Raw genomic sequence first — 24,083 nt, 5'->3', positions numbered from 1 at the left:
TTATTAATTTATAATCTCTCCATATAGAGACCATGTTCTACACTCATTTATTTTTACATTAACAAATGTTCCTTCCAACTCTTTATCTCCCGTGAATATAACGACTTTATTGGTTGATGTTCTCCCACTTAAAACTTCTTTATTTTTTTTACTTGGACCATCAACTAAAACTCTTACTATTTTCCCTTCGTAAACAATACTTGTTTCTTTTGATTTTTGATTTTGTAAGTCTATTAATCTTTTCAATCTTTCTTTTTTTACCTCTTGATCTAATTGACCATCCATTTTTGCAGCAGCTGTTCCTTTTCTAGAAGAGTACATAAACATAAATGCTATATCAAATTTAACTTTATCTACTATATCTAAAGTATCTAAAAAATCCTCTTCATTTTCATTTGGAAAACCTACAATAATGTCCGTAGTCAAGGCTACTCCAGGTATTTTTATTTTTATTTTTTCTACTAACTTCAAATATTTTTCTTTTGTGTATTTTCTATTCATTAATTCTAAAATTTTAGTTGAACCTGCTTGAACTGGAATATGTAATGATCTGGCAATTTTCTCATTCTTAGCTATAACATCAATAACATCATCACCAAAATCTTTTGGATGTGGTGAAACAAATCTTACTAAAAACTCTCCTTCTATTTTACAAATCTCTTCTAATAAAGTTGCAAAATTTTCTTTTGTTTTCAAATCATTTCCATAAGAATTTACATTTTGCCCTAATAACATAATTTCTTTATAATCTTTTTCTACAAAACCTTTAACTTCATCAAGTATTTGAGCCATCGGTACTGATCTTTCTCTTCCTCTTACATATGGAACGATACAATAAGTACAAAAATTATTACAACCATAAGTTATTGGTATTGATGCCGTTCTTTTAGAATCAAACTCTGCATCTAGTCTTGGTGGTAATTCATCTTCTTCACCAGTATAAATAATATGCTTAAAATCTCCAGATTCTATTTTTTCTATAGCACTTGGAATTTTACCTATATTTTGATTTCCCATAACTATATCTATTATTGGAAACTTTTTAGCTAATTCTTCTCCTTGCTCTTGAGCAAAACAACCTGTTATACCTATTATTGTTCCTCTTTTTTCTTTTATAATTTTTAGATCTGCTAATTTCCCATAAATTTGAATTGCTGCACCTTCTCTTACTGTACAAGTATTCAAGAATATTGCATCAGCTTTTGAAATATCTTCTGTTATATTATATCCCATATTTTTTAATATCTTTTTTATTTTTGCACTTTCATTTACATTCATTTGACAACCATAAGTTAGAATTGCTGCATTTTTCAATTTTTCCCTCCAAATTTTTAACAATTTACTTCTTAAACATGCTAAAAATTATACCATAATATCGCAAGCTTTATCAATAACTCTTTAATGGATGAATTATTTAAATATATCTTTAGCTTCTAAATACCATAAAATTAAATCCATATGAGCCATTGAAATATTAACATCTTTACAATATTTTTTCATTTTCTCTTCAATCTCTTTGTAAATTTTTGGTGTTACTGTTTTAGGGATATCTTTTATTACTTCTAACCTTACTAAATTTTTCAATATATGCCTGTCTAATATTGCTAAATTTTCTCCAAATCCAATATTTCTTAAAAAGTGACTCGCTTCTTTATATGACATCCCTCTTATATTTTTTACTATCCACTCTCTCATTTCAACTACAGACTCAAATTTAGAGAAAAAATCTTTTGTGATAAATTCATTTTTTTCATTTGTCATTTGCGTTTTTAAAATATAAAGATTTTTAGCTTTAGTTTTGTTAAAACGAACTATATTTAAGTATGGTAATATCTCTTCTTCTGTTCCTATAAAAAGAATTCCACTATCTCTTAAATCACTTATAGCTTTCCATGCACTTCTTGCTTTTGACTGAGGTGTTAGTATACAAAATGCCAACTCACAATATATATCTTTATTATCTCCATTATTCCATACTTTTCTAAACTCTTGTACTCTAGACTCTATCTTGCCTTTTATGCTTTCGTATGTTCTTTCAACTTCATAAAAATAATCATTTTTCATAAAATAAACCTCCCAAAACTATTATATCTGTATTCTATCATAATTATTAAACTCTTCAAACACGTTAAAAAAAATAAGGTACAGCTAGTGAGCTATACCTTATTTTCTATAAATTTATAAAATAACCATATTCTTTAAATAATATTGTTACTTTATCAAAATTTTCTTTTTTTACCATTATATGCAAATCTTCACCCTTTAAAATTAAACTTTTAAATCGTTTATCATTTGTAATAGCAGACAATAACTCTTTATCGTTTTTTAATTTTAAAACCTTATATCCAGGTACATGAGTTATTAATTCTGTTTTCTCGATAACTTCTCCAAAAAATTTATTCCAGTTTCCTGGTAAATCATTTGTAATCTTTTCTTTAAACTCTTGAATTTTACCCTGAACTTCATTTAAACTATCTAGCCCTTTTTTTAAACTTTCTTCTGAAATTTTAAATTTATTTGGAGCTATTTTGTTTCCTAATTTCTCTAAAGTCATTGTTCTAAGTGGACTCTCTCCAATCACTGTTACAATTAATCTATCCTCATCTAAAACTACTTTTCCTTCATCATCTAAAATTTTAAAATCATAAGTTGAAACTCTATCAAATATGTATCTTCCTAACTCTGTAAATTTAACATATTTGATTCCATCATACTTACTTAAGTATCCATTTTTTAAATAAAGAGAGTTTGTTGATGATGGTTTTTCATAGCATATTTCTAGAACTCCTAAAGATGCTAAAATAAAAAATATTGACTTTATAAATGGCTCTACAACATATGCTAAGTATTTGTCGTATCCTACAATTTTAGTTCTTTCATAATTTGCTTCATTTATATATAAAGTTGCAAAGGCTGATTCTAAATCTATAATTTCTATAAATTCATCTCTATAAAGAATACTTTTTATAATATTTTCAATTGATACAAATCCATCATCTGGAAATTCTGTTAATATCTTTTTTATAGTTGCAAGCCCTCTTTTTATTTCATCATTTGATTTGCCTACATTTTTAATTCCTTTTAAATAATTTAAATAAAGGCTTATATAGGTATTATCTTCACTTTTTATTACACTTCCATCTAAAAATCCATTTACTATAGATTTTAAATTACTCGATCTAATAAAATCATCATTTAAAAATTCATCTTTAAACAAGAATAAAAACAAACCCATGGTTTCTGTTTTTAAAAATTCTAAATCTTTAATACCTTCATAGTATTCATGAATATTACAATATTTTTTCATATTATTCTTAGATTCTTTCAATAGTTTTCCACTGCTTGAAAGTTGCATTTTTCCATCTTTAAAGAAAGAATAATATTTTCTAAGATTCTCTTGTATTTTTTCTTCATTATTTTCTTTAAACTCACATTGGCATGTATTATTTTTATAGATAAAATAATCTTTAGGTTTATCCATAAGTTTTCTCATAACTCTTACAATATCATTATTTAAAATTAAATACTCACCTTTTTTAGAATCACCTGTTTTCGTAAAAAATAGAAATTCATCTTTTAATTCTGATTTAATATTATATCCTTCTTCATCTTTTAAATACAAATCTCTATTTTTTATTTTAAACTTTCCTTTCCAAGCTATACTTTCAAATACTTCTTGGACCTCTTTTGATAGTGATGTAAAAATACCTCTGAATACTTCTTCTTTAGAATATACTTGTTCCATCAATTCTAAAAAAGTTTGTTTATTTGTTGTTTCAGATATTAATGAGATTTCAAATAATCCAAGATTACTTCCTATATATCCCTCTGCTATCCAGTCTAGAAAGTATTTTTTAAAAATTTTGAAAAGAATTTCTTTTGAATAACTCTCATTTAATGCTTTTCTAAATCTATCTTTACTTATTGCCATACCATCTCCTATTCTCCAAGAATAAACTCTATATCTTTTTCAGTTAAAGTTTTTAAAGTTGCTCCTTCGTCAGAAATTAAATTATCTAATAATTGACTCTTACTCTCTTGTAATTTTAATATTTTTTCTTCTATTGTATCTTTTAGTATTAATTTATAAGAGAATACCGTTCTATCTTGTCCTAACCTATATGCTCTATCTACAGCTTGATTTTCGACTGTTTTATTCCACCAAGGATCATAAATAAATATTGTATCTGCTGCAGTTAAATTAAGTCCAACTCCGCCAGTTTTTAATGTCATTACAAAAACTTTATATTTTTTATCTTTTTGGAATAAATCTACCAAACCTTGTCTATCTTTTGTTGCTCCTGTCATCTCTAAGTATTTAATATCTCTTTTTCTTAAATCGCCTGTTATACTTTCAATACTCTTTATATAATTTGTAAATATTAATACTTTATGCCCATTCTCTACAGCATCTTGAACATTGTTTATAAGTACTTCTCTTTTACTTGAAACTATATTTGGATTTTTCATCTCAGGACAACTTGTTAATTGTCTAAGTTCATTTAATGCTTGTAATATATAAAATTGAGTTTTTCCTAATCCTTGAGTTTTAATTTGATTGTTTATCATTCCATAATAATATGTTCTTCTTTCTTCATACAATCTCTTTTGCTCAGGATTCATTCCAATAAATAGCGTTTTTTCTATTTTATCAGGTAAGTCTTTTAAAACTTCCTTTTTAACTCTTCTAAGTATAAATGGATATATCTTCTTTTTTAACTCTTCTATAGCTTCCTTATCATTTTCTTTTTGAATTGGATTTGCATAATGATAATTAAATTCATCTAATGTTCCAAACATAGAAGGATTCAAGAATCTGAATAAAGAATATAGCTCTCCTAAATTGTTTTCAATTGGAGTACCACTTAATGCTAATCTATATTTTGAGTCTAAAAGCATTACAGCTTTTGTTGTTTGAGCATTTACATTTTTTATATTTTGTGATTCATCTAAAACAATTAAATCAAACTTCATTTTTCTCAAGTATTCAATATCATTTCTAATAGTTCCATAAGTTGTTATTATAACATCAGTATTCTCGAATGTTGATTTATCTCTGAAATTACCATAGTAAATTCCAGATTTTAAAGTTGGACTAAATTTTTTTATTTCACTTTCCCAATTGTATATTAAACTTTTTGGCATAATTATAAGTGTTTTTCTTTTTGGAACTAAATGTAAACTAGTTATTAATGTTATCGCTTGAAGTGTTTTTCCAAGACCCATATCATCAGCCAAACACCCACCTAATTTATTATCAATTAGATATCTCAACCATTTATAGCCATATTCTTGGTACTCTCTTAATGTTGCATTTATTTCAGGTATCTCGGCACCATAGTTTTCTATTTGATTAATTCCTCTATAGAAACTCTTCGTTCTTTTAATTTCATTTGCTAGTACCTTATCCTCTATCAAATCATCTATAATTGGTAAATCAAAGAAAGATATTTTAACATTTGATTTCCCATTATCTTTAAATACCCTTTCTAACTTCTCCATATACTTTCTATTTATAAGAGCATTCGTTCCATCACTTAATACAATATAAGAGTCTTTTTTAAAACTATTTAAAACATCTACTATTGAAAACTTTTCTCCTTCTATCTCTAAGTGAACATCTCCCTCTAAGAAATCTATTCCATGTTTAAAATTGCCTACAACTTTTGGCTTTACTGCTCTCACACTATATTTCTTTAAATTATCTGTTCCTACAACTTTATATTTTCCTGCTAATTGAAGTAACTCTTGAGTTACAAATTCTCTAGCTAACTTTTCTTGTAGTATTATAAAATTTTCATCTATGTAGAAACTCGATTTTATTTTCAGATTTTTTTGGTGTTTCACAATTATTTTTACAATCTCTTCTACTGTTTCATCTAAATATGCTGGTTGTACTTTAGTTACTTCCACTCTTTTAAATTCATCTTTTATCAACAAAGCATTTTCTAATGAATGAATTTTTAAAAATTCATAATCTATTGTTGATATAGAAGCTCCTATTTTCAAATACAAGCTATTATCTTGAGATATTTTTTCTATTATCAACTCTTGAGTTGGTTTCATATTTCCATTTAAAACTATTTCATAGTCTAAAAATTCAATTTCTATTCCACTTCCAAAAGAATATGCCAATGTTAAATATTTCTCTAATTCATTTTTTGTAAATTTAGACTCCATCTCTTTTAAAATATGAATAGTATCCTTTGGGATATCTATCCAATAAAGCGAATCATCACTTAAAACATAATTGTCTGAAACTATTGTAAATTGTTTTTCACCATTTAAAAGAAGTTTCCCTTCGCAAAGATCATACCCTTCTTCTACAAAATTAATTTTTAATACAATTTTATTTCCGCCTAAGACCCACTTGATTGGCTTCATTTCCCCGGTTAATACTTTTTTACTATTTTTTAGATAGTTTAAAATTTCTATATTGTCATCAATATATAATTCATTTTTTTCATTATCCCATCCAGAGAAAAAGCTATCCTCTTTTATCTCTTTAATTAAATCAATAATTTTCAAATCATTTTCATCACTTATTTCAAACTCTGTGGTGTCATAGACCACATTTCCCCTGTTGTTTACTAAAGAAACATAAGTTCCTACTTCGTCACAAGTTAAAGTAAAAAATAATGACTCTTCCATTTTCTCTAATTTAGATTTCATACCCTTTTCCCTCATATATAAATTTTTTCTGAAATATATTATATCAAATTTTCTAAGGGTTATCAAGAAATTAAAAAAGGACTCCTATAATTAGAGTCCTTTAAATGCAATTACTTTGCTTCTGATTCTTTTATTAAAGCGTTCATTTCTTCAACTAAAGCATCTGCATCTAGTCCATGAGCTGAAATACCCTCTCCCAAAGTTTCACCTGCTGCTACCATACATCCTATACATCCTAAACCATGTCTTTTGAATATCATCGAGATTACTGGATATTTTTGTGCTGCTTCTAAAATATTCATATCTTTATTTACCATTTTTGTTCCTCCTATTTTTTATTTATATTGCACTTAATTATATTAAACTTTACTTTTTTTGTCAACTATTTTCCAACTACATTTAATAAATCATGTATTCTTACAACACCTACAACTTTTTCATCTTTTAAAACTGGTAATACAGATATTTGACTTTCTCTATTTTCCATTAGTTCTAATGCATCCAAAGCCATTATATCCTCTGTAGCACTTGTGTAATTCTTAGTCATTATATCTTCAGCATTCATATCGAAAAACTTATCCTTCATCTTTAAAGCCCTTCTTATGTCTCCTTCAGTTATAATTCCTAAAAGCTTTTCATTATTTACAACACAAACTAATCCTAACCGTTTTTTGGTCATAGTCATTATTATAGTATCCATATCACTTCTTAGTTTTACTATCGGTAAATCTTTATGCATAACATCTCTAACTTTCATTAGTAATCTTCTTCCTAAGCTTCCACCTGGATGATAAACTGCAAAGTTTTCTGGTTTAAAGTTTCTAGCTTTAATAAGTACTGCTGCTAATGCATCACCCATTACTAAAGTGCTTGTTGTAGATGACATCGGAGCTAAATTTAAAGGACACCCCTCTTTTTCAACTCCTATATCTAAAACTGCAAAAGATTCTTTTCCTAATCTTGAATTTGGATTAGCGGTCATTGCTACAATTGTTGCTCCTATTTTTTTTATCGATGGAATAATCGATATTACTTCATCACTATTTCCACTATTTGATATAGCTATAACTATATCATTTTTATTTATCATTCCTAAATCTCCATGAAGTCCCTCTGCTGAATTCATAAAAACTGTAAGAGTTCCTGTTGAAGCCAAAGTAGCAGCAATTTTTTTTCCAATAATTCCCGATTTTCCTATACCTGTTATTACTACCTTACCTTTTGATTCAAGTATTAAATTTACAACTATCTCTAAAGAATCAGAGATTTTATTTTTTACTTTTTCTAACTCACAAATTTCTCTATCAAATAAATCTTGGGCTATTTTTTTAATATCCATATTATCTACCTTTTACTAAATCATCTATTTTTACAGCTACCTTCAATATCTCTTCTAAGTCAGATAAAAATAGCATGTTTGGTCCATCAGATTTTGCATTTGTTGGGTCTGGATGAACTTCTGCAAATATTGCATCTATTCCAATTGCTAATCCCGCTCTCATAAGTGGAAATACAAACTCTCTATCTCCTGATGTCGTTGTTCCAAGGCCTCCAGGTTTTTGTACTGCATGAGTTACATCAAATACAACTGGGTATCCAAATTTTCTCATTTCAGCAAATCCTCTCATATCTACAACCATATTATTATATCCAAACGTTGAACCTCTTTCACATAGCATTATATTCTCATTATTCATCTCTTCCATTTTCACGACTATATTTTTCATATCCCAAGGAGCTAAAAATTGACCTTTTTTTATATTAACAGGTAATCCAGTTTCTGCTGCTGCTATTAATAAATCTGTCTGTCTACATAAAAAAGCTGGTATTTGAATTATATCTACAACTTTTGCTACTTCTTTACAATGCCATACTTCATGAACATCTGTTATTAGAGGTATATTAAATCTATCTTTTACTTTTTTTAAAATTTCTAAACCTTTTTCTATTCCAGGTCCTCTGTATGAGTGTATTGAAGACCTATTTGCTTTATCAAATGAAGCTTTAAATATGAAGTTTATGTTTAATCTATCACAAATATCTTTTACCTTTTCTGCAACTTCCATTACTAACTCTTCTGATTCAATTACACATGGACCAGCTATTAATGTAAATCTATTATTTCCACCTATTTCAAACTTATCTGCTATTTTAACCTTTTTTACTTCTTGTACTATTTTCAATTACTTCACCTCTTTCAATTCTTTTATCGCTTCGATCGCAATCTCTCTATCATCAAAATAGATTTTTTTTGTTCCTATTATTTGATAATTTTCATGTCCTTTTCCAGCTATTAGTATTATATCATTTTTTTCTGCTTTTAAAACTGCTTTTTTAATTGCTTCTTTTCTATCTATTTCAATTATATAATTTTTATTTTGGAATCCTTTTACTATATCATCTATTATGCTATTCGGATTTTCTGTTCTTGGATTATCTGATGTAACTATAGTAAGATCACTATATTTTTCTGCAACTTCTGCCATTATTGGTCTTTTAATTTTATCTCTATCACCACCACAACCAAAAATTGTAATTATTTTCCCATTTTCTTCTAGATCTAATACACCTTGAAGAATATTTTCCAAAGCATCTCCTGTATGAGCATAATCAACTATAATTCTAAAATCTTGTCCTACAGATACTGCCTCAAATCTTCCTGGAGCACTTTTTATATTTTTAACTCTTTCTTTTATTATATTTTTGTCTATTCCTAAAATTTTTCCAACACCAATAGCACCCAAAATATTATACATATTAAATTTCCCTAATAATGTTGGTTTCATCTCTATTATTGTATTTCTATCTAAATCTGCTGAATTATCTAAAGAGCAAGAAACTCCTCCAAACTCATCATAAATTCTTTTTCCATATCTATCATCTATATTTATTATTCCATTTTTTTTATTTTTTAATTTTTCAAATAATATTTTTTTAGCTAAAAAATAGTCTTCCATATCTTTATGGTAATCTAAATGTTCTGGTGTCAAATTAGTAAATACAGCTACATCAAAATCTAACATATCAACTCTTCCACTCGTTAAACCATGAGAACTAACCTCCATAACTAAATACTCTAACCCTTTATCAACTGATTTTTTACTCATCTTTATTATGTCTAAAGATTCTGGAGTTGTATTTGGAGCTTCGATTATTTCGTCACCAATTTTATACTCTACTGTGCCTATTCTAGCTACTTTTTCTGTTCCTAAAATTTGCTCTATTAAATATGTTGTCGTTGTTTTTCCATTTGTTCCAGTAACTCCAATTATTTTTAATTTTTTCTCTGGGTTTCCATAAAAATTAGATGCAATTTTACCTAAATTTTCTCTCAAATTTTGAACTAAAAAATAAGAAATATCTCCTTTTAATTCTACTTCTTCTGATACTATTATACAAACAGCTCCATTTTCTAAAGCTTTCTCAATATATTTATGACCATCAACTAAATTACCTTTTAAAGCGACAAATATATCTCCATTTTTAATTTTTCTAGAGTCATATTCTAAATTGCCAGTATATATATCTTTATCTATTAATTTCAAAACTTTATAATCTATATTTTTAAATAATTTTTCCATAATTGCACCTCACTCTATATTATTAAAGATTATTATAGCATTTTTAAATATAAAAAAATATTTATAAAATAAAACAGAGGATTTCTCCTCTGTTTTTATATCTATTTAGCAGGTGTATATACACCTGTACTTAATCCATGCTTTATTGCTGATCTTACTTTTGTTGCTCTTACAGATGCTCCAGCATTTTCAATATCTCCTGGTGCATATAACAATTCTGTAGCAGTATTAACATTTTTTCCTATTATTTCTGATAACAAAGCTTCGTATTTTAATTTCTCTTTTTCTAAATCTTTATTTTTCAAAAAATTTTCGCCTTTATAATAAAGTGTTCTATATTTTGGTTTTTCAATTATATCATCTTTTAAATCAAATTGAATTTCCACTTGAGTTTCTTGTCCTGAGACATAGACTCCTCTATAAGTTCCATCTCTATTTTCTGATGAATATGCTATGCTTCCAAGTAATGTTAATAATATTAATATTTTTTTCATAAAAACCTCCACACTAAGATTTACTTAAATAAAGTTTAACCTTTTTTTGATCTTTATGTCAATAATTTTATTTTAAATTCCAATTAATAGTCATATTATAATTTTTTTTTAGTTTATCATTTATTATTTTAAAGTGATTGCACCCAAAAAAACCTCTACTTGCTGACAAAGGACTCGGATGAACCCCCTCTATTATAAAATGATTTTTATTTGTTATATACTTTTTTTTAGCTTTCGCATTATTTCCCCAAAGTACGAATATTACAGGTTCTTGCTTTTCATTTATTTTTTTTATAACTTCATCTGTAAATATTGTCCATCCTATTTTACTATGAGAGTTTGCTTCACTTTCTCTTACAGTAAGCGTTGCATTCAATAAAAAAACACCTTGCTTCGCCCAAGATTCTAAGCATCCATGATTAAAAGTTTCTCCCTCTCCTTCAGATAAAATTTCTTTATATATATTTCTAAGTGAAGGTGGTATCTTTATTCCTTTTCTCACAGAAAATGCTAAGCCATGAGCCTGGCCTGAACCATGATAAGGATCTTGTCCTAGTATTACAATTTTTACATCTTGATATTGTGTTAATTTGAAAGCTGTAAAAATATCTTCTCTTGGAGGATAAATAGTATTTTTAATATATTCACTTTTTAAAACATCTTTTATTTTTAAAAAGTATTCTTTTTCAAATTCTGATTTTAATATATTATCCCAATCATTTCCTATTTTTAACATAATCCACTCCTATTTTTTATCTAAAGTTAGTGAACCACATTCTTTTACATATTTCTTCATTCCACAACCAGAACATTGCTCTCTACAATCTACTGTTAAAGCTTGCTTTTCGCTATTTTCTAACTCTCTTATAAAGAACTCTTTATCCACTCCAACATCAACAATATCCCAAGGTAAATGTGCATCTAAATCTCTCTTGCCTATATAATCTTCATCTACTATATTTAGTTCTTCCATAGCTTCTTTCCATATTAAGAAGTTGTCTTTATAATCATCTAACTTTGCTCCAATTTCAAAAGCTTTTTCTATTAAAGCTCCTGTTTTTTCATCTCCTCTAGATAAGAACCCTTCTAAGTATGATTTTTTAGGAGCATGCATTCTTAATGTTGCTCCTTTCATTCCTTTAAAAGCTTCTCTTAACATATTTTGTTTTCTCTGAGCTTCTTCGATACTCATTTGTTCTTCCCATTGATAAGGTGTATGTGGTTTAGGCACAAAATTTGAAATACTTGCTGTTATATTTACTCTTCTTCTTATTGTTCTACATTTATATGTAACTGTTCTTACTAATTCATAAATTGCCATTATATCTTCATCTGTTTCAAATGGTAATCCAATCATAAAGTAAAATTTAAGGTTATCCCAACCAGCTTTTACGGCTGCTTCTGCTGTTTCTAAAATTTCTTCTTCTGTTACTCCTTTATTTATAACATCTCTCATTTTTTGACTTCCTGCTTCTGGTGCAAATGTGAAACTTGGTCTTTTTCCACCACTTATATTTACAGCTACATCTACTGAATGAGTATTCATTCTTAAAGATGGTAATGAAATTGCTAAATTTTTATTTTCGTATTTTTTTTGCAATCCATCTATCAAAGGAGTTATTGCCGTATAATCACTACTGCTTAATGAAGATAATGATATCTCAGAATAACCTGTATTAAACAGCATACTATCTATTAGCTCTATATTTTTTTCTAAACTTCTTTCTCTAACAGGTCTATAAACATATCCTGCTTGACAGAATCTACATCCTCTTGTACATCCTCTTTGAATTTCAACTGAAGCTCTATCATGAACCACTTGTATATAAGGAACTAATTGCTCAGAATAAGATACTGAATTATCTAAGTCTTTTAAAATTGCTCTTTTAATTCTTTTTATACCTTTATGAAATTTTGGAATGTAAACGCCATCAAAATCTTTTATAGCATTTAATTTTTCATCTTTCGTTTTTCCTGCTAAACGAACCAAAGTTTCAGCTAATTTAGTCATTGTTTCTTCACCATCACCAATTACAAAGAAATCTAAGAATTTTTCCATAGGAGTTGGATTCATCATACATGTTCCCCCCGCCATTATTAAAGGAAATTCTTCTCCTCTTTCATCTGCATGTAAAGGTATTTTCGATAAACTTAAAGCGTTTAAAACATTTGGATAACACATCTCATAAGAAAGTGAGAATCCAATAGCATCGAAATCTTTTAAATCTGTTTTAGTCTCTAAAGAAAACATTGGTATATCATTTTGTCTCATTAAAGTTTCTAAATCCTCCATAGGAGCAAATCCTCTTTCTAGGTAAAAGTTGTCAACTTTATTCATAATAGTGTACAATAGTCTTATCCCTAAATTAGACATTCCTACTTCATAAATATCTGGAAAAAATAAACACATTCTAGCTTTTATTGTTTCTAAATCTTTATGAAAACTATTTATTTCATTTCCTAAATATTGAGCTGGTTTTTCTACTGACATTAAATGTTTGCTTATATCTACTCTCATATATCTCCTTTTACTCATCATCAATGTCTTGGAAAAGTTTCATTTTACTTTCCACATCTTTTTTATGATGGTCTCTACATAATTTAGCTAACTCTATATCGATTTTTTTTAATTTTTCAAAAGCATTTTGAGGATGCTTTTCTAATTTTTCATCTCCAATTAAAACTTTTTTTACTCTTCTAAAAAAAGTCACATTTCCTTTTCCACTATCATGAAGTAAAGCTAACTTTAAATACAATCTATCATTTTTTAAAACTTTATTTTTCATCACACATTTATAAATCAAAAACGAATGTAATTTATCATAATCATTCATTTTATTAAAAATTTTAAATTCATCTAGTGATAATATCGATTTCACTTCTAACTCTTGATTTTTATTAAATTTTAAGAACAAGCATCTAAAACCTTGTTTCAATCTAGAAAACATTTAAATCTCCCTTATAACTATATTCCCAAATTGTTTTCTTAAATTTTTAATATTTGAAGCATTTTTACCTATTACTTCTCCTTTTTTTTCTTTTTTTACATAAAAAACAAATATTTTATTATCAAATGTTTTTTCTATCTTTTGAACACCTTCAATCACAAAATCATTACAAGATAATATTATTTTTTCTAATAATTCTGTTTTTAAATATACATTTTCTAATGTTAGGTATTTTCCAGGAAAAGTTTCTATTTCTCCTGTTAAAATATATCCAGCCATATTCCTAACTTGTTTTGGCATAAATGAATTTCCTATAAACTTTAAAATTGATTTTTCAAAAATTATATTTACACTTCTTTCGTGTTCTTTTAACTCTAAACCTTTTTTATCAGTAAATCTGCTTACATCATAAGTTCCACTTATTTCTAATAATGTTTTTTCGATATCTTCAGTTGACCTTTTTATTCTTTTTTTTGGATATTTATATGAATACTCTCTCTTTTCTATATAATCTGGAAATGATAAATTTGGAAAAGTTTTTTGTACTTTTCTTATAAATATAAATTCCTTCATTTTTTCATTAAACTTAGATATTATATCATTTAAATCCCCTTCAAAATTACTACTTACATAAAGCATATTTCTTTCAGCAGAAACTCTAGCATCAGTTCTACCACCTTGTTGAATCCCTTTTGCCCATGTAAATCCAAGTTCATTCATTTCTTTTCTGAACTCACCTTTTACAGTCTTTTTTCCTGCCATTTCATCGAAAGAATGAAATTTTTCTCCGTTATAAAAAACTGTAAATATGTATCCCCATTTATCAGTTTTTTCCACTCCTCTAAAATTCATTATTCCCCTCTTTTTCTAATTATATGACATCTTCTACATCTTGCTTCATAACTTTCGCTTGCTCCAACTAACACAATTGGATCATCTAAATAAGCAGGTTCTCCATTTACAAGTCTTTGAGTTCTTGAAGCTGGATTACCACAAGAAGCGCAAATAGCATTAAATTTATCAACATATTCTGCTTTTGCCATCAATCTATCCATTGGTTTAAATGGTTCACCTCTAAAGTCTTGGTCTAATCCTGCTACTACTACTCTTTTTCCCGTATCGGCAAGCTCTTCACAAAATTGAGCTACTTCATCCCCAAAAAATTGAACTTCATCAATTCCTACTACTCTAACATCTTTATATTCAGTTTCTATTATTTTTCTCATCTCTTCTACAGTTGAAGCAGGCACTGCCTCAATAAAAGCTTGACTATGTGAAGCTACTTTTGTATCATCATATCTATTGTCACTTGCATGCTTAAAAACCACTATTTTTTGATTTGCATACTTTGATCTTCTCATTCTTCTTATTAACTCTTCACTTTTACCTGAAAACATACTTCCAGTTACAACCTCTATCCAACCCATTCCTTCTGTTAACAATAAATGCATTGCTTTTTTTCCTCCATATCTAACAATTTTTTTACCTGTTTTCTATTATATCATAACTACCATATCAAACAAAACTATAAATTTCCGTAAAGAAAAAAGTAGCCATTATAGCTACTTTTGAATTTTTTATCTCTCTTCTACATATCCTAACTCTTTTAAAAATGGCTTTTTCTTTCTCCAGTCATCTTTTACTTTCACCCAAAGCTCTAAGTATATTTGAACACCTATAAGGCTTTCTATATCTTTTCTAGCTTCAATACCTATCTCTTTTAACATACTACCTTGCTTTCCAATTATAATTCCCTTTTGAGAATCTCTTTCAACATAGATATTTATATCAAACTTATCTTTTCCATTATTTCTTCTAGTAACATTAATAATTTCTATTGCAACAGAGTGAGGTATTTCATCTCTTGTTCTTTCTAATATCTTTTCTCTTACAACTTCAGTTATTATTCTATATGTAGGCATATCAGTATACATATCATCTGGATAATATTTTATTCCATCTTCTAAAAATGGATCTAATGCATCTAATAACTTTGGAATTCCTATTGCATATTGCCCTGCAATCTCTATAATTGCATTAAAATCTCCTAACTTTTCAGCTATTTCAGCTCTTTTCGCTTCTAGCTCTTCATCATCAACTTTATCAATCTTATTCACTATTAAAACCTTAGGTGTATTTCTTGCTTCTTTTATTTTTTCCAATACAAATAAATCACCTGTACTAATCTCTTGTGATGCATCTATTACCATTGCAATAACATCTACATCTCTTAAAACTCTAATTGCACTATTAGTCATATGTTCTCCTAATAAATGCTTTGGCTTATGAATACCTGGTGTATCAACGAAAATATATTGATTCTTATTAAAATTTAAAATTCCTTTTATTGTATCTCTTGTTGTTCCTGCTTTATCAGAAACAATAGCTACCTTTTCGTTTACAAGTTTATTTATTAATGTAGATTTTCCAACGTTTGGTCTTCCTACAACTGCTATAAATCCAGCTTTCACTATTAATCATCTCCTATTCCAATTTTAAAATACAATTCCTTTAAATCCAAAAGGAATTGTTCTTCATTAATTTCATCATTATATTTTACCATAGTTTTCAAAGTATTTCTCAACATATTTGGAGTTATCTCTCTTTCAATACCACATTTTTTACCTAAGGCTATAAACCTAGCTCTAAAAGATTGTCTTGTAAAACCATAAAACACTAGGTTACTATTCCCACTAGAAAGCTGTTCTCTAACTTCATTTACATATATTTCAGACTCATTTGAAAGTTCTTCAGATATTTTAACCTTGCTTCCTTTGTCCTCGTTAAAAATAAATTGATAAGAATATAGTTCTAAATCAGATATTTTAATTTTAAGAATATCATTTATTGATAGATTTGTTTCTACAAGAAGTTTAATTACTAACTTGTCTCTAATTCCTTTAAAATCTTTTTTACAAATATTTAAAATATTATTAATCTCCCAGATTTCTAAAGTTTCCAACTCTTTTTCAGGTGCTTTTTCAAGTGTTATTCCATCGGCTGGATTCTCATCTATCATTCTTTTTTCTAAAAGATATCTATAGAATATTTTTATTGTACTTATTTTTCTCAAAATTGAATTTTGTTGGTAATTACTTTTTAAAAATTCTATATATTTTAAAACATCTTTTTTTTCTATATTTAAAATATCTTTTTTTGAAAACTCTTCAAAATCTTTCATATCACCAGAGTATAAATCTAAAGTTTCTTTTTTTAAACTTTTAGAATCTGATTTATATTTTAAAAAATCTTTTAACAATTCCATTACACATCACCTAGTAGTTCTTTAGCGTGTTCAATAACAGCTTCAGATATATTTTTTCCTGCTAACATTCTTGCAATCTCTTCAACTCTTTCTTCTTTATTCAATTTTTTTACTTGTGTTACTGTTTTATTATCTATTAATTTTTTTTCTATATAAAATTGTTGTGAAGCTTTTGCTGCTATTGCTGGAGAATGAGTTATACTCATAACTTGTGTTGTCTCTCCAATTTCTTTAAGCTTATTAGCTATTTTTCTAACAGTTTCACCACCAACACCAGTATCTATCTCATCAAATATTAAAATAGGTATGTTATCAACTTTTGAAAATATAACTTTTATAGCCAACATTATTCGACTAACTTCTCCTCCTGATGCTACTTTCCAAAGAGGTTTTAAACTTTGCCCAAAATTTGTTGAAATCATAAACTCAACTAAATCTATTCCACTTAAAGACATTGCTGAAGATTCTTCAAATTTAACTTCGAATTTAACATCTCGCATATTTAAACCTTTCAATTCTGTTTGAAGATTTTCTTCTATTATTTTAGCTTTTATTTTTCTGATTTCACTTAATTCTTTTGCTAATGAATAGTATTTTTTTTTAGCTTCATCTCTCTCTTTAACTAATTTTTTAACTTGAAAGCTATTTTCATCTAAAAGTTGAAGTTTTTCTTCTATTTTATTTCTATAATCAATTACTTTTGATATTTCATCTCCGTATTTTAACTTTAAACGATTAATAGAATCTAATCTTGATATTACTTTTTCTAATCTTATATCATCTGATTCTATGTCATCATTTAAATCTTTTATAGAGTCCACACAATCTTGTAAATCATAGTATACTCTTTCTAACCTTTCTAAATTCTCCTGGAATTCTTTTCCATATTTTGAAATAATTTCTAAATTTTTTCTACTATTATAGATTATGCTTAATGCATTTTTTTCTCCATCTTTCAATAATTCTTCTGTTAAAGATAGCTTGTCTTTTATTTTTCCAGCATGAAATAACTTTTTATATTCCTCTTCTAGCTTCTCATCTTCTCCATCTTTTAAAGCTACTTTATCAATTTCTTCAAGTTGAAATTCATAAAATTCCTTTTTTTCCAAAGTTTCACGTTTGTTTTTTTCAACATCTTGTATTCTTCTTTCTAAACTCCAATATTCATTATATATGGCTTCTAATTGCTTCTTTAAAATTGTTCCATTTTCTCCTAAAAATCTATCTATCAATCTTAAATGGTTACTTTTATTTAAAAGCATTTGATGTGAATGCTGTCCTACTATATCAACCAAAGTCGCCATTATCTCTTTCAAGCTAGACATTGGAACCCTTATATTATTAACAAAAGCTTTTCCTTTTCCATTCTTATCAATATGTCTTCTTACTATAACTTCATTATCCTCTGCATCTATTCCCATCTCTTTCAACTCTGCTTCTTGCTCTTCATTAACAGCAAAAACACCTTGCGCTAAAAGGAATTCTTGGCCATCTCTAACCATATCAGCACTAGCTTTTTCTCCAATCAATAAGTTAATACCACTCAAAATTATTGATTTTCCTGCTCCTGTTTCACCAGTTAAAACAATTAATCCTTTTTCAAATTCTAAATCTACTTTTTCTATTATTGCTAAATTTTCTATTTTCAATTCTTTTAACATAGGTTATCTCCCCATTTTAACTTATCTCTTAAAATTCCATAATAATCTCTTCCTTTTGTTAGAATTAGATTAATTTTTTTGCTCGAATAATAAATTGATATTTTTTCTCCTTTTTCAATCTCTCTTTCATTTTCTCCATCAACTATTATACTACCTTTTTGTTCAGGATTTAAATTTAAGATCAACCTCTCTTCACCACTTATTATTATAGGCCTAGTTGCCAAGTTGTGTGGAGCTAACGGGGTTACTACAATAGCCTTTATTTGTGGCATAACAATTGGTCCTCCAGCAGATAGTGAGTATGCTGTAGATCCCGTTGGAGTAGCAACTATTATTCCATCTGCTTTATAATCGCATATTTTCGTATTTTGTGTACTCATAGATATATTTAAAATTTTTGAACTTGACATTTTTTTAGATATTACGACTTCGTTTAATACATCTATTTTTTCATCTCTTATAACTAACTCTAAAAACTGTCTACTTTCTCTTTTTATAATTCCATTTAAATAATCGTTGAAAGTTTCTTCAAATTCTTCTGCCTTTATCTCTGTCAAAAACCCTAATGAGCCTGCATTTACAGCAAATACATCTATTTTTTCATTCTTTATCAAATTTTTAGAGGCTCTTAAAAGTGTTCCATCTCCTCCTATAACAACTGCAAAATCTGCTTTTAATATCTCAGTTAAAGGAAGTATCTCTATTTTTTTTACCAAAAAGAAATCTAATAATTCTAAATATAGTCTTTTAGCCTCATCTTTATCCTCGTTATAAATTATAGTCCCTTTCATTTTTTCCTCCATTAAAATAAAGATTCAGGGTTTATTGGTTTTAGATTAAATCTAACCTCATAATAAAGATTTGTTTTTTCCTCTGTATTCATACCTAAAATTCCAACCTCTTGCCCTTTTTGAATTTGTTGATTTAGTTTTACTTTAACTGCAATTAGATTCCCATAAACACCTATTGTATTATATCCATAATCTATCATAACAACATTATTTAAACCTTGGAATTTATCTGCATAAATAACTTTTCCTTTGGATGAAGCCTTTACTTTCGCACCCATTTTTCCTGCTATCTCTATACCATTGCTTTCTACTATACCATTTTTTTTAGACTTAAACTTTACAACTATATTTCCAGGTATTGGTTTTATAAATTTACCTAAGCCTATTATAGCTTTATCTAATTTTACAGTTTTAGAAGCTGCTGCCCTTGCTTTAATTATTCTTTCTACTTCTTTTTCTACTTTTTTCTTTTGAGATTGTAACTCACCAATATTTTTTACATGATTTGTTTTTTCTTGATTTAATTTAGTTATCAATCTGTTTTTTTCTAATCTTTTTATTTCGCCAGATTTTCTATTTGAATCCAACTTTCTCTTTAACAAAGTTAACTTTTGTCTATCTTTTTCAACATCTTTTTTCACTTCTTTTATAGAAACTTGAATAGTTTTAATGTGTTCCATACTTTCTAAATCTCCATAAAGCAATCTAGAAAAACTTCTTTTAGCAATACTTCTTTCTTTGTTTTCACTCTCTAAACTTGATTTTCTGGTAACTTCTATCATTTTTGCTTTAAATTCTATTTTTTTTCTATTTAAGACCTTCTTACTCACATCTAAATTTAATCCACCATACTCAATACTTCTGTTTACTATTTTTATATCTTCTTGTATTTTTTGAGCTTCTTTCTCAATCTCTTTAATTTCATTGTTAATATTTTCAATCTGTTTTTCAGCGCTTACTTTTTCAGAGTTTATATTTTGAATACGAGTATTTTTTTGCTTTATTTCAGTCTCTATCTTCTTAACTCTATTTTTTAAATTACTTACACTATCTCCAAATATAAAAGTTGAACAAATAAAAAAAATCATCAACACTTTCATGACTAAACCTCATCTCTTTTTAGTCTTGCTGTTGATTTCCAACTTAATATTAAAACAATTAATGTTGCCGCTATTTCCAATACAAAAATCTGATTAAAACTTTGAATAATTAAATTTGATAAAATTTCTTGATATTTTTCTCTTAAAAGTACATAAAAATTAGAAAATAATAATCCTCCAACTAACGAACTTCCAAGAAGAGGAATTAAATTTTTATTTCTTGCAACTAAAAAATTCTTTTTGTTTTGAGAATTTTTCATTGAATATATCATATAATCTCTTATGATAACTCCTCTTAATATCGTTGTTATTTGATAATATGTCGTCGCTGACAAAATCAAAAATATAACTACTGAAATGTTTACTATATTTATTTTTTTTGTATTGTTTTGTAAAAAATTATTATCTATATATATCTCTCTCACCATTGGATTAACATCTAATAATTCTTGAATGGTTTGAAGGTTTTTTTCATTTTTAAAATACACAATCATTGAGTTTGGTAATGGATTTTCACTTTTCGGTATAACTATTTCTAACTCTTTCTGTAAATTTCTAAAAGCTTCTTCTTTTGATAAAAACTTTATACCTTTTACATTCTCATTTTCTAAGAGAAATCTTTCAAACTCTTGAATCTTATCTTTCGACCCATCATTTTGTAACTCTATGGTCATAAAAAAATTATTTTTTAATACTTTCCCAATAAAATAGCTATTAGAAGATAACGAAATAAATATATTAAATATCATAAAACTAAGCGCCAAAGCTATAAATGTTCTTTTCCCTTTTTTATTTTCCATCTCTTCTCCCTAAGTAAAATATAGAGGCCAGTTTAACTCGCCTCTATACTGAATATTTTCTATAAGTTTTCTTTTACTACTGATACTAACTTTTCTGCTGTTAGCTCATATTTTTCTAATAGCTCTTCACCTTTTCCACTTTGACCAAATTTATCATAAATTCCAACTTTTTTAACTAATGTTGGATGATTTTCAGATAAAAAATCTGATACCGCTGATCCAAGTCCACCTATTACAGAATGTTCTTCTGCTGTTACTATAAATTTAGTTTCTTTAGCTGCTTTTAATACAGTTTCTCCATCTAATGGTTTTATCGTTCCTACATTTATAACTCTTACTGATATTCCTTCAGCTTCTAATTTTTCTGCAGCTTCTAAAGCTTTCGCTGTCATTAAACCTGTTGCTAAAATTGAAACGTCATGACCTTCTTTTATTGTATTTGCTAATCCAATTTGGAAATCATATGATTCATCAAATAATACTGGAACATCTAATCTTCCCATTCTTATATAAACAGGCCCATTATATTCTGCTGCTGCAAATATCATTTTTTTAGTTTCTGTTGCATCTGCTGGTGATAATACAACCATTCCAGGAATACTTCTCATTAGGGATATATCCTCGATTGATTGATGAGAACCACCATCTTCTCCCACAGAGATTCCCGCATGAGTTGGAGCTATTTTTACATTTAACTTTGGATAAGCTACACTGTTTCTTATTTGCTCGAAAGCTCTTCCCGCTGCAAACATTGCAAATGTTGAAGCAAAAGGAATTTTTCCACATGTTGCAAGTCCTGCTGCTGTTCCAATTAAATCTGCTTCAGCTATTCCAACATTTATATGTCTTTCAGGAAATTCTTCTTGAAAAAGATTTGTCTTTGTTGATTTTGTTAAGTCTGCATCTAAAACAACTATATTTTTATTACTTCTTCCAAGCTCTACTAATGCTTCACCGTAAGCTTGTCTCGTAGATTTTTTCATTTTTTCATCCTCCAAATTTATTATATCTCTGATACTTTTTCTAACTCTGCTACTGCTTTCAATGTTTCTTCAGCTGTTGGTGCTACACCGTGGAATCCACATACATTTTCCATGAATGATACTCCCTTTCCTTTTACAGTGTTGGCAATAATAACTGTTGGTTTTCCTTTTGTAGCTTTTGCAGCATCTAAAGCATGGAAGATCTCTTCGAAGTTATGTCCATCTATTTTTATTACATTCCATCCAAAAGCTTCCCATTTTTTATCTAGAGGTTCAACACCCATAATTTTATCTACATTTCCATCTATTTGAAGATTGTTACAATCAATGAAAGCACATACTGAATCCAACTTGTAATGAGCTGCTGTCATTGCTGCTTCCCATACTTGCCCTTCTTGCAACTCTCCATCTCCCATTAAAATATAAGTTCTATAGTCTTCACCAGACATTCTAGCAGAAAGTGCCATTCCATTAGCTACTGATAAACCTTGTCCTAAAGAACCTGTTGAGATTTCTATACCTGGAAGTCTTTTCATATCTGGATGTCCTTGTAAAGGTGATCCATAAGCTCTTAAAGTATCTAAAAGTGCTCTATCAAAATATCCTCTTTCAGCTAATGCTGAATAAAGAACTGGAGCTGCATGTCCTTTTGATAATACAAATCTATCTCTTCCCTCCATTTTAGGTTTTTTAGGATCTATGTTCATCTCTGAAAAGTATAAAGCAGTAACTATATCAGCAGCTGATAAAGACCCTCCTGGATGTCCTGATTTTGATTTGCATATCATTTGAACAATGTCTTTTCTTATTTTAGTTGCTTGTTCTACTAAAAAATTAATATCTCTCATTTTTTCTCCTCTCAATCCTTTATTAGTTAAATTATATTAAAAAAGAACTTCTTTTGTCAAGCTAAGGTATTTGTTTTATTCTATTTTTGATGTATTAAAATAGAAATTTTACTTTTTCCAAAATTAAGTGTACAACAAATCCTATAATTTCACTTATTTCATCATATTTTACTGCACTTAAAAAAAAGCATGACACTGAAAAAAATATAAACGGTCTATAAAACTTTTCTTCTTTTTTCTTATTTTTTACAATCGTGTACACTCCTAGCCCAAATAAAATTAATGCTTCTAAATATGTCTGAGAATATTTTATAGCTAGAAATATACAGTAAACACATGTTGAAAATATAAATCCTTTACTGCCTTTAACTCCTAATCCAACTCTACAATAGGGAAAATATATAAGTGCTCCTCTTGACCATCCTTTAGGAAAAAAATCAAAAATCATATGTAATCCTATCGCTAAAGCGAACCCCATAATTGAAAACCTAAAAACTTCTACATTTTTTTGAGTATTATAGAAATATACCATTATCCATAAAATAACAGGACTATGCGTTAATATATTTCGATGTTTTATTTTCAATTTGAAATCCCAATCTGGAAATTTCATTCCAACCAAAAAAGACATCCAAATTAATATTAAACCTATGAAACTTATAGACTCAAAAGTATCTATAATTTTTGTAAAATCTACTGCCATGACCTATCCTTTCTATTTTTTCATATTATAACACATTTTTATAAATGAAAATATAAAAAAAGAGAGTTAAGTTAAACTTAACTCTCTAATATATTTTATAAGTAAGATTACTTAGTAATTTCTGCAACAACTCCAGAAGCTACCGTTCTTCCTCCTTCTCTTATTGCGAATCTTAATCCTGGTTCCATTGCGATTGCATGAATTAACTCTATTGTCATTTCGATGTTATCTCCTGGC

The 24,083-nt window shown here is 27.7% G+C and carries 23 protein-coding genes and 1 pseudogene; all 24 read right to left on the bottom strand.

Features of this window, described 5'->3' with window-relative positions; all coding sequences use genetic code 11:
* Positions 1-3: 3 nt before the first annotated feature.
* The gene (gene miaB, locus ACRCZX_RS06570; RefSeq protein WP_438582131.1) at positions 4-1,314 is read right to left on the bottom strand and encodes a tRNA (N6-isopentenyl adenosine(37)-C2)-methylthiotransferase MiaB; all 1,311 of its coding nucleotides are present in this window, start codon (positions 1,312-1,314) and stop codon (positions 4-6) included.
* 96 nt (positions 1,315-1,410) lie between these two features.
* A complete protein-coding gene (locus tag ACRCZX_RS06565) occupies positions 1,411-2,064 on the bottom strand; it encodes an N-glycosylase/DNA lyase (protein ID WP_438582130.1) in 654 nt (217 codons plus the stop codon).
* 106 nt (positions 2,065-2,170) lie between these two features.
* Positions 2,171-3,931 carry a hypothetical protein gene (locus tag ACRCZX_RS06560; protein WP_438582129.1) on the bottom strand — a complete coding sequence of 587 codons (1,761 nt, stop codon included), beginning with the start codon at positions 3,929-3,931 and terminating at the stop codon, positions 2,171-2,173.
* Between the two features lie 8 nt (positions 3,932-3,939).
* Positions 3,940-6,672, bottom strand: coding sequence for an SNF2-related protein (locus ACRCZX_RS06555; protein ID WP_438582128.1), 2,733 nt, complete (start codon positions 6,670-6,672; stop codon positions 3,940-3,942).
* Positions 6,673-6,782: 110 nt separating this feature from the next.
* Positions 6,783-6,989 carry a DUF1858 domain-containing protein gene (locus tag ACRCZX_RS06550; protein WP_438582127.1) on the bottom strand — a complete coding sequence of 69 codons (207 nt, stop codon included), beginning with the start codon at positions 6,987-6,989 and terminating at the stop codon, positions 6,783-6,785.
* A gap of 65 nt (positions 6,990-7,054) precedes the next feature.
* A complete protein-coding gene (locus ACRCZX_RS06545) occupies positions 7,055-8,011 on the bottom strand; it encodes a KpsF/GutQ family sugar-phosphate isomerase (RefSeq protein ID WP_438582126.1) in 957 nt (318 codons plus the stop codon).
* Between the two features lies 1 nt (position 8,012).
* Positions 8,013-8,849, bottom strand: coding sequence for a 3-deoxy-8-phosphooctulonate synthase (gene kdsA, locus ACRCZX_RS06540; RefSeq protein WP_438582159.1), 837 nt, complete (start codon positions 8,847-8,849; stop codon positions 8,013-8,015).
* Between the two features lie 6 nt (positions 8,850-8,855).
* Entirely contained in the window at positions 8,856-10,253 is a 1,398-nt protein-coding gene (locus ACRCZX_RS06535; protein ID WP_438582125.1) for a UDP-N-acetylmuramoyl-L-alanyl-D-glutamate--2,6-diaminopimelate ligase, read from the bottom strand.
* 101 nt (positions 10,254-10,354) lie between these two features.
* Positions 10,355-10,747 carry a hypothetical protein gene (locus ACRCZX_RS06530; protein WP_438582124.1) on the bottom strand — a complete coding sequence of 131 codons (393 nt, stop codon included), beginning with the start codon at positions 10,745-10,747 and terminating at the stop codon, positions 10,355-10,357.
* Between the two features lie 67 nt (positions 10,748-10,814).
* The gene (gene ung / locus ACRCZX_RS06525) at positions 10,815-11,483 is read right to left on the bottom strand and encodes a uracil-DNA glycosylase (RefSeq protein ID WP_438582123.1); all 669 of its coding nucleotides are present in this window, start codon (positions 11,481-11,483) and stop codon (positions 10,815-10,817) included.
* Positions 11,484-11,492: 9 nt separating this feature from the next.
* The gene (locus ACRCZX_RS06520; RefSeq protein WP_438582122.1) at positions 11,493-13,265 is read right to left on the bottom strand and encodes a TIGR03960 family B12-binding radical SAM protein; all 1,773 of its coding nucleotides are present in this window, start codon (positions 13,263-13,265) and stop codon (positions 11,493-11,495) included.
* Between the two features lie 10 nt (positions 13,266-13,275).
* A complete protein-coding gene (locus tag ACRCZX_RS06515; protein WP_438582121.1) occupies positions 13,276-13,695 on the bottom strand; it encodes an HD domain-containing protein in 420 nt (139 codons plus the stop codon).
* Complete coding sequence (locus ACRCZX_RS06510; RefSeq protein ID WP_438582120.1) at positions 13,696-14,547, bottom strand: KH domain-containing protein; 852 nt, start codon at positions 14,545-14,547, stop codon at positions 13,696-13,698. It lies immediately after the preceding gene.
* Positions 14,547-15,146: a thymidine kinase gene (locus ACRCZX_RS06505; RefSeq protein WP_438582119.1), complete on the bottom strand. Its 600-nt coding sequence runs from the start codon at positions 15,144-15,146 to the stop codon at positions 14,547-14,549. Before ACRCZX_RS06505 ends, ACRCZX_RS06510 begins: the two co-directional genes overlap by 1 nt.
* Positions 15,147-15,272: 126 nt before the next feature.
* Complete coding sequence (gene era, locus ACRCZX_RS06500; protein ID WP_438582118.1) at positions 15,273-16,166, bottom strand: GTPase Era; 894 nt, start codon at positions 16,164-16,166, stop codon at positions 15,273-15,275.
* Between the two features lie 2 nt (positions 16,167-16,168).
* Positions 16,169-16,960: a tyrosine-type recombinase/integrase gene (locus ACRCZX_RS06495; protein WP_438582117.1), complete on the bottom strand. Its 792-nt coding sequence runs from the start codon at positions 16,958-16,960 to the stop codon at positions 16,169-16,171.
* Entirely contained in the window at positions 16,960-18,621 is a 1,662-nt protein-coding gene (recN, locus tag ACRCZX_RS06490) for a DNA repair protein RecN (protein WP_438582116.1), read from the bottom strand. The genes ACRCZX_RS06495 and recN overlap by 1 nt, the downstream gene beginning before the upstream one ends.
* Positions 18,615-19,412 (bottom strand): NAD(+)/NADH kinase, encoded by a 798-nt coding sequence (locus ACRCZX_RS06485; protein WP_438582115.1) that lies wholly within the window; start codon positions 19,410-19,412, stop codon positions 18,615-18,617. The genes recN and ACRCZX_RS06485 overlap by 7 nt, the downstream gene beginning before the upstream one ends.
* An 11-nt stretch (positions 19,413-19,423) precedes the next feature.
* Complete coding sequence (locus ACRCZX_RS06480) at positions 19,424-20,512, bottom strand: murein hydrolase activator EnvC family protein (protein WP_438582114.1); 1,089 nt, start codon at positions 20,510-20,512, stop codon at positions 19,424-19,426.
* Positions 20,513-20,514: 2 nt separating this feature from the next.
* Positions 20,515-21,312, bottom strand: a complete 798-nt coding sequence (locus ACRCZX_RS06475; protein ID WP_438582113.1) for a cell division protein FtsX — start codon at positions 21,310-21,312, stop codon at positions 20,515-20,517.
* 59 nt (positions 21,313-21,371) lie between these two features.
* Positions 21,372-22,295 carry a transketolase family protein gene (locus tag ACRCZX_RS06470; protein ID WP_438582112.1) on the bottom strand — a complete coding sequence of 308 codons (924 nt, stop codon included), beginning with the start codon at positions 22,293-22,295 and terminating at the stop codon, positions 21,372-21,374.
* 20 nt (positions 22,296-22,315) lie between these two features.
* Positions 22,316-23,143, bottom strand: a complete 828-nt coding sequence (locus ACRCZX_RS06465) for a transketolase (RefSeq protein WP_438582111.1) — start codon at positions 23,141-23,143, stop codon at positions 22,316-22,318.
* Between the two features lie 94 nt (positions 23,144-23,237).
* On the bottom strand, positions 23,238-23,846 hold the full coding sequence (locus ACRCZX_RS06460) for a hypothetical protein (RefSeq protein WP_438582110.1): 609 nt from the start codon (positions 23,844-23,846) through the stop codon (positions 23,238-23,240).
* A gap of 107 nt (positions 23,847-23,953) precedes the next feature.
* Positions 23,954-24,083, bottom strand: a pseudogene (gene tuf / locus ACRCZX_RS06455) (elongation factor Tu); the annotation flags it as partial.

The organism is Cetobacterium sp. (genome assembly GCF_051658645.1).
In the GTDB taxonomy this organism is placed as follows: domain Bacteria; phylum Fusobacteriota; class Fusobacteriia; order Fusobacteriales; family Fusobacteriaceae; genus Cetobacterium_A.
Note: the sequence above shows the minus strand (reverse complement) of the source record. Positions and strands in the feature narration are given on the sequence as shown.

What these genes read in the sequence shown, in the direction of transcription:
- ACRCZX_RS06550 (WP_438582127.1), bottom strand. Translation starts at nt 6,989, where the DNA reads ATGGTAAATAAAGATATGAATATTTTAGAAGCAGCACAAAAATATCCA.
- ACRCZX_RS06470 (WP_438582112.1), bottom strand. Translation starts at nt 22,295, where the DNA reads ATGAAAAAATCTACGAGACAAGCTTACGGTGAAGCATTAGTAGAGCTT.
- ACRCZX_RS06530 (WP_438582124.1), bottom strand. Translation starts at nt 10,747, where the DNA reads ATGAAAAAAATATTAATATTATTAACATTACTTGGAAGCATAGCATAT.
- ACRCZX_RS06555 (WP_438582128.1), bottom strand. Translation starts at nt 6,672, where the DNA reads ATGAAATCTAAATTAGAGAAAATGGAAGAGTCATTATTTTTTACTTTA.
- ACRCZX_RS06480 (WP_438582114.1), bottom strand. Translation starts at nt 20,512, where the DNA reads ATGAAAGTGTTGATGATTTTTTTTATTTGTTCAACTTTTATATTTGGA.
- ACRCZX_RS06545 (WP_438582126.1), bottom strand. Translation starts at nt 8,011, where the DNA reads ATGGATATTAAAAAAATAGCCCAAGATTTATTTGATAGAGAAATTTGT.
- recN (WP_438582116.1), bottom strand. Translation starts at nt 18,621, where the DNA reads ATGTTAAAAGAATTGAAAATAGAAAATTTAGCAATAATAGAAAAAGTA.
- ACRCZX_RS06495 (WP_438582117.1), bottom strand. Translation starts at nt 16,960, where the DNA reads ATGGAATTGTTAAAAGATTTTTTAAAATATAAATCAGATTCTAAAAGT.
- ACRCZX_RS06505 (WP_438582119.1), bottom strand. Translation starts at nt 15,146, where the DNA reads ATGCATTTATTGTTAACAGAAGGAATGGGTTGGATAGAGGTTGTAACT.
- ACRCZX_RS06520 (WP_438582122.1), bottom strand. Translation starts at nt 13,265, where the DNA reads ATGAGAGTAGATATAAGCAAACATTTAATGTCAGTAGAAAAACCAGCT.
- ACRCZX_RS06485 (WP_438582115.1), bottom strand. Translation starts at nt 19,412, where the DNA reads ATGAAAGGGACTATAATTTATAACGAGGATAAAGATGAGGCTAAAAGA.
- ACRCZX_RS06515 (WP_438582121.1), bottom strand. Translation starts at nt 13,695, where the DNA reads ATGTTTTCTAGATTGAAACAAGGTTTTAGATGCTTGTTCTTAAAATTT.
- ACRCZX_RS06465 (WP_438582111.1), bottom strand. Translation starts at nt 23,143, where the DNA reads ATGAGAGATATTAATTTTTTAGTAGAACAAGCAACTAAAATAAGAAAA.
- ACRCZX_RS06535 (WP_438582125.1), bottom strand. Translation starts at nt 10,253, where the DNA reads ATGGAAAAATTATTTAAAAATATAGATTATAAAGTTTTGAAATTAATA.
- ACRCZX_RS06510 (WP_438582120.1), bottom strand. Translation starts at nt 14,547, where the DNA reads ATGAATTTTAGAGGAGTGGAAAAAACTGATAAATGGGGATACATATTT.
- ung (WP_438582123.1), bottom strand. Translation starts at nt 11,483, where the DNA reads ATGTTAAAAATAGGAAATGATTGGGATAATATATTAAAATCAGAATTT.
- ACRCZX_RS06460 (WP_438582110.1), bottom strand. Translation starts at nt 23,846, where the DNA reads ATGGCAGTAGATTTTACAAAAATTATAGATACTTTTGAGTCTATAAGT.
- ACRCZX_RS06475 (WP_438582113.1), bottom strand. Translation starts at nt 21,312, where the DNA reads ATGGAAAATAAAAAAGGGAAAAGAACATTTATAGCTTTGGCGCTTAGT.
- ACRCZX_RS06565 (WP_438582130.1), bottom strand. Translation starts at nt 2,064, where the DNA reads ATGAAAAATGATTATTTTTATGAAGTTGAAAGAACATACGAAAGCATA.
- ACRCZX_RS06560 (WP_438582129.1), bottom strand. Translation starts at nt 3,931, where the DNA reads ATGGCAATAAGTAAAGATAGATTTAGAAAAGCATTAAATGAGAGTTAT.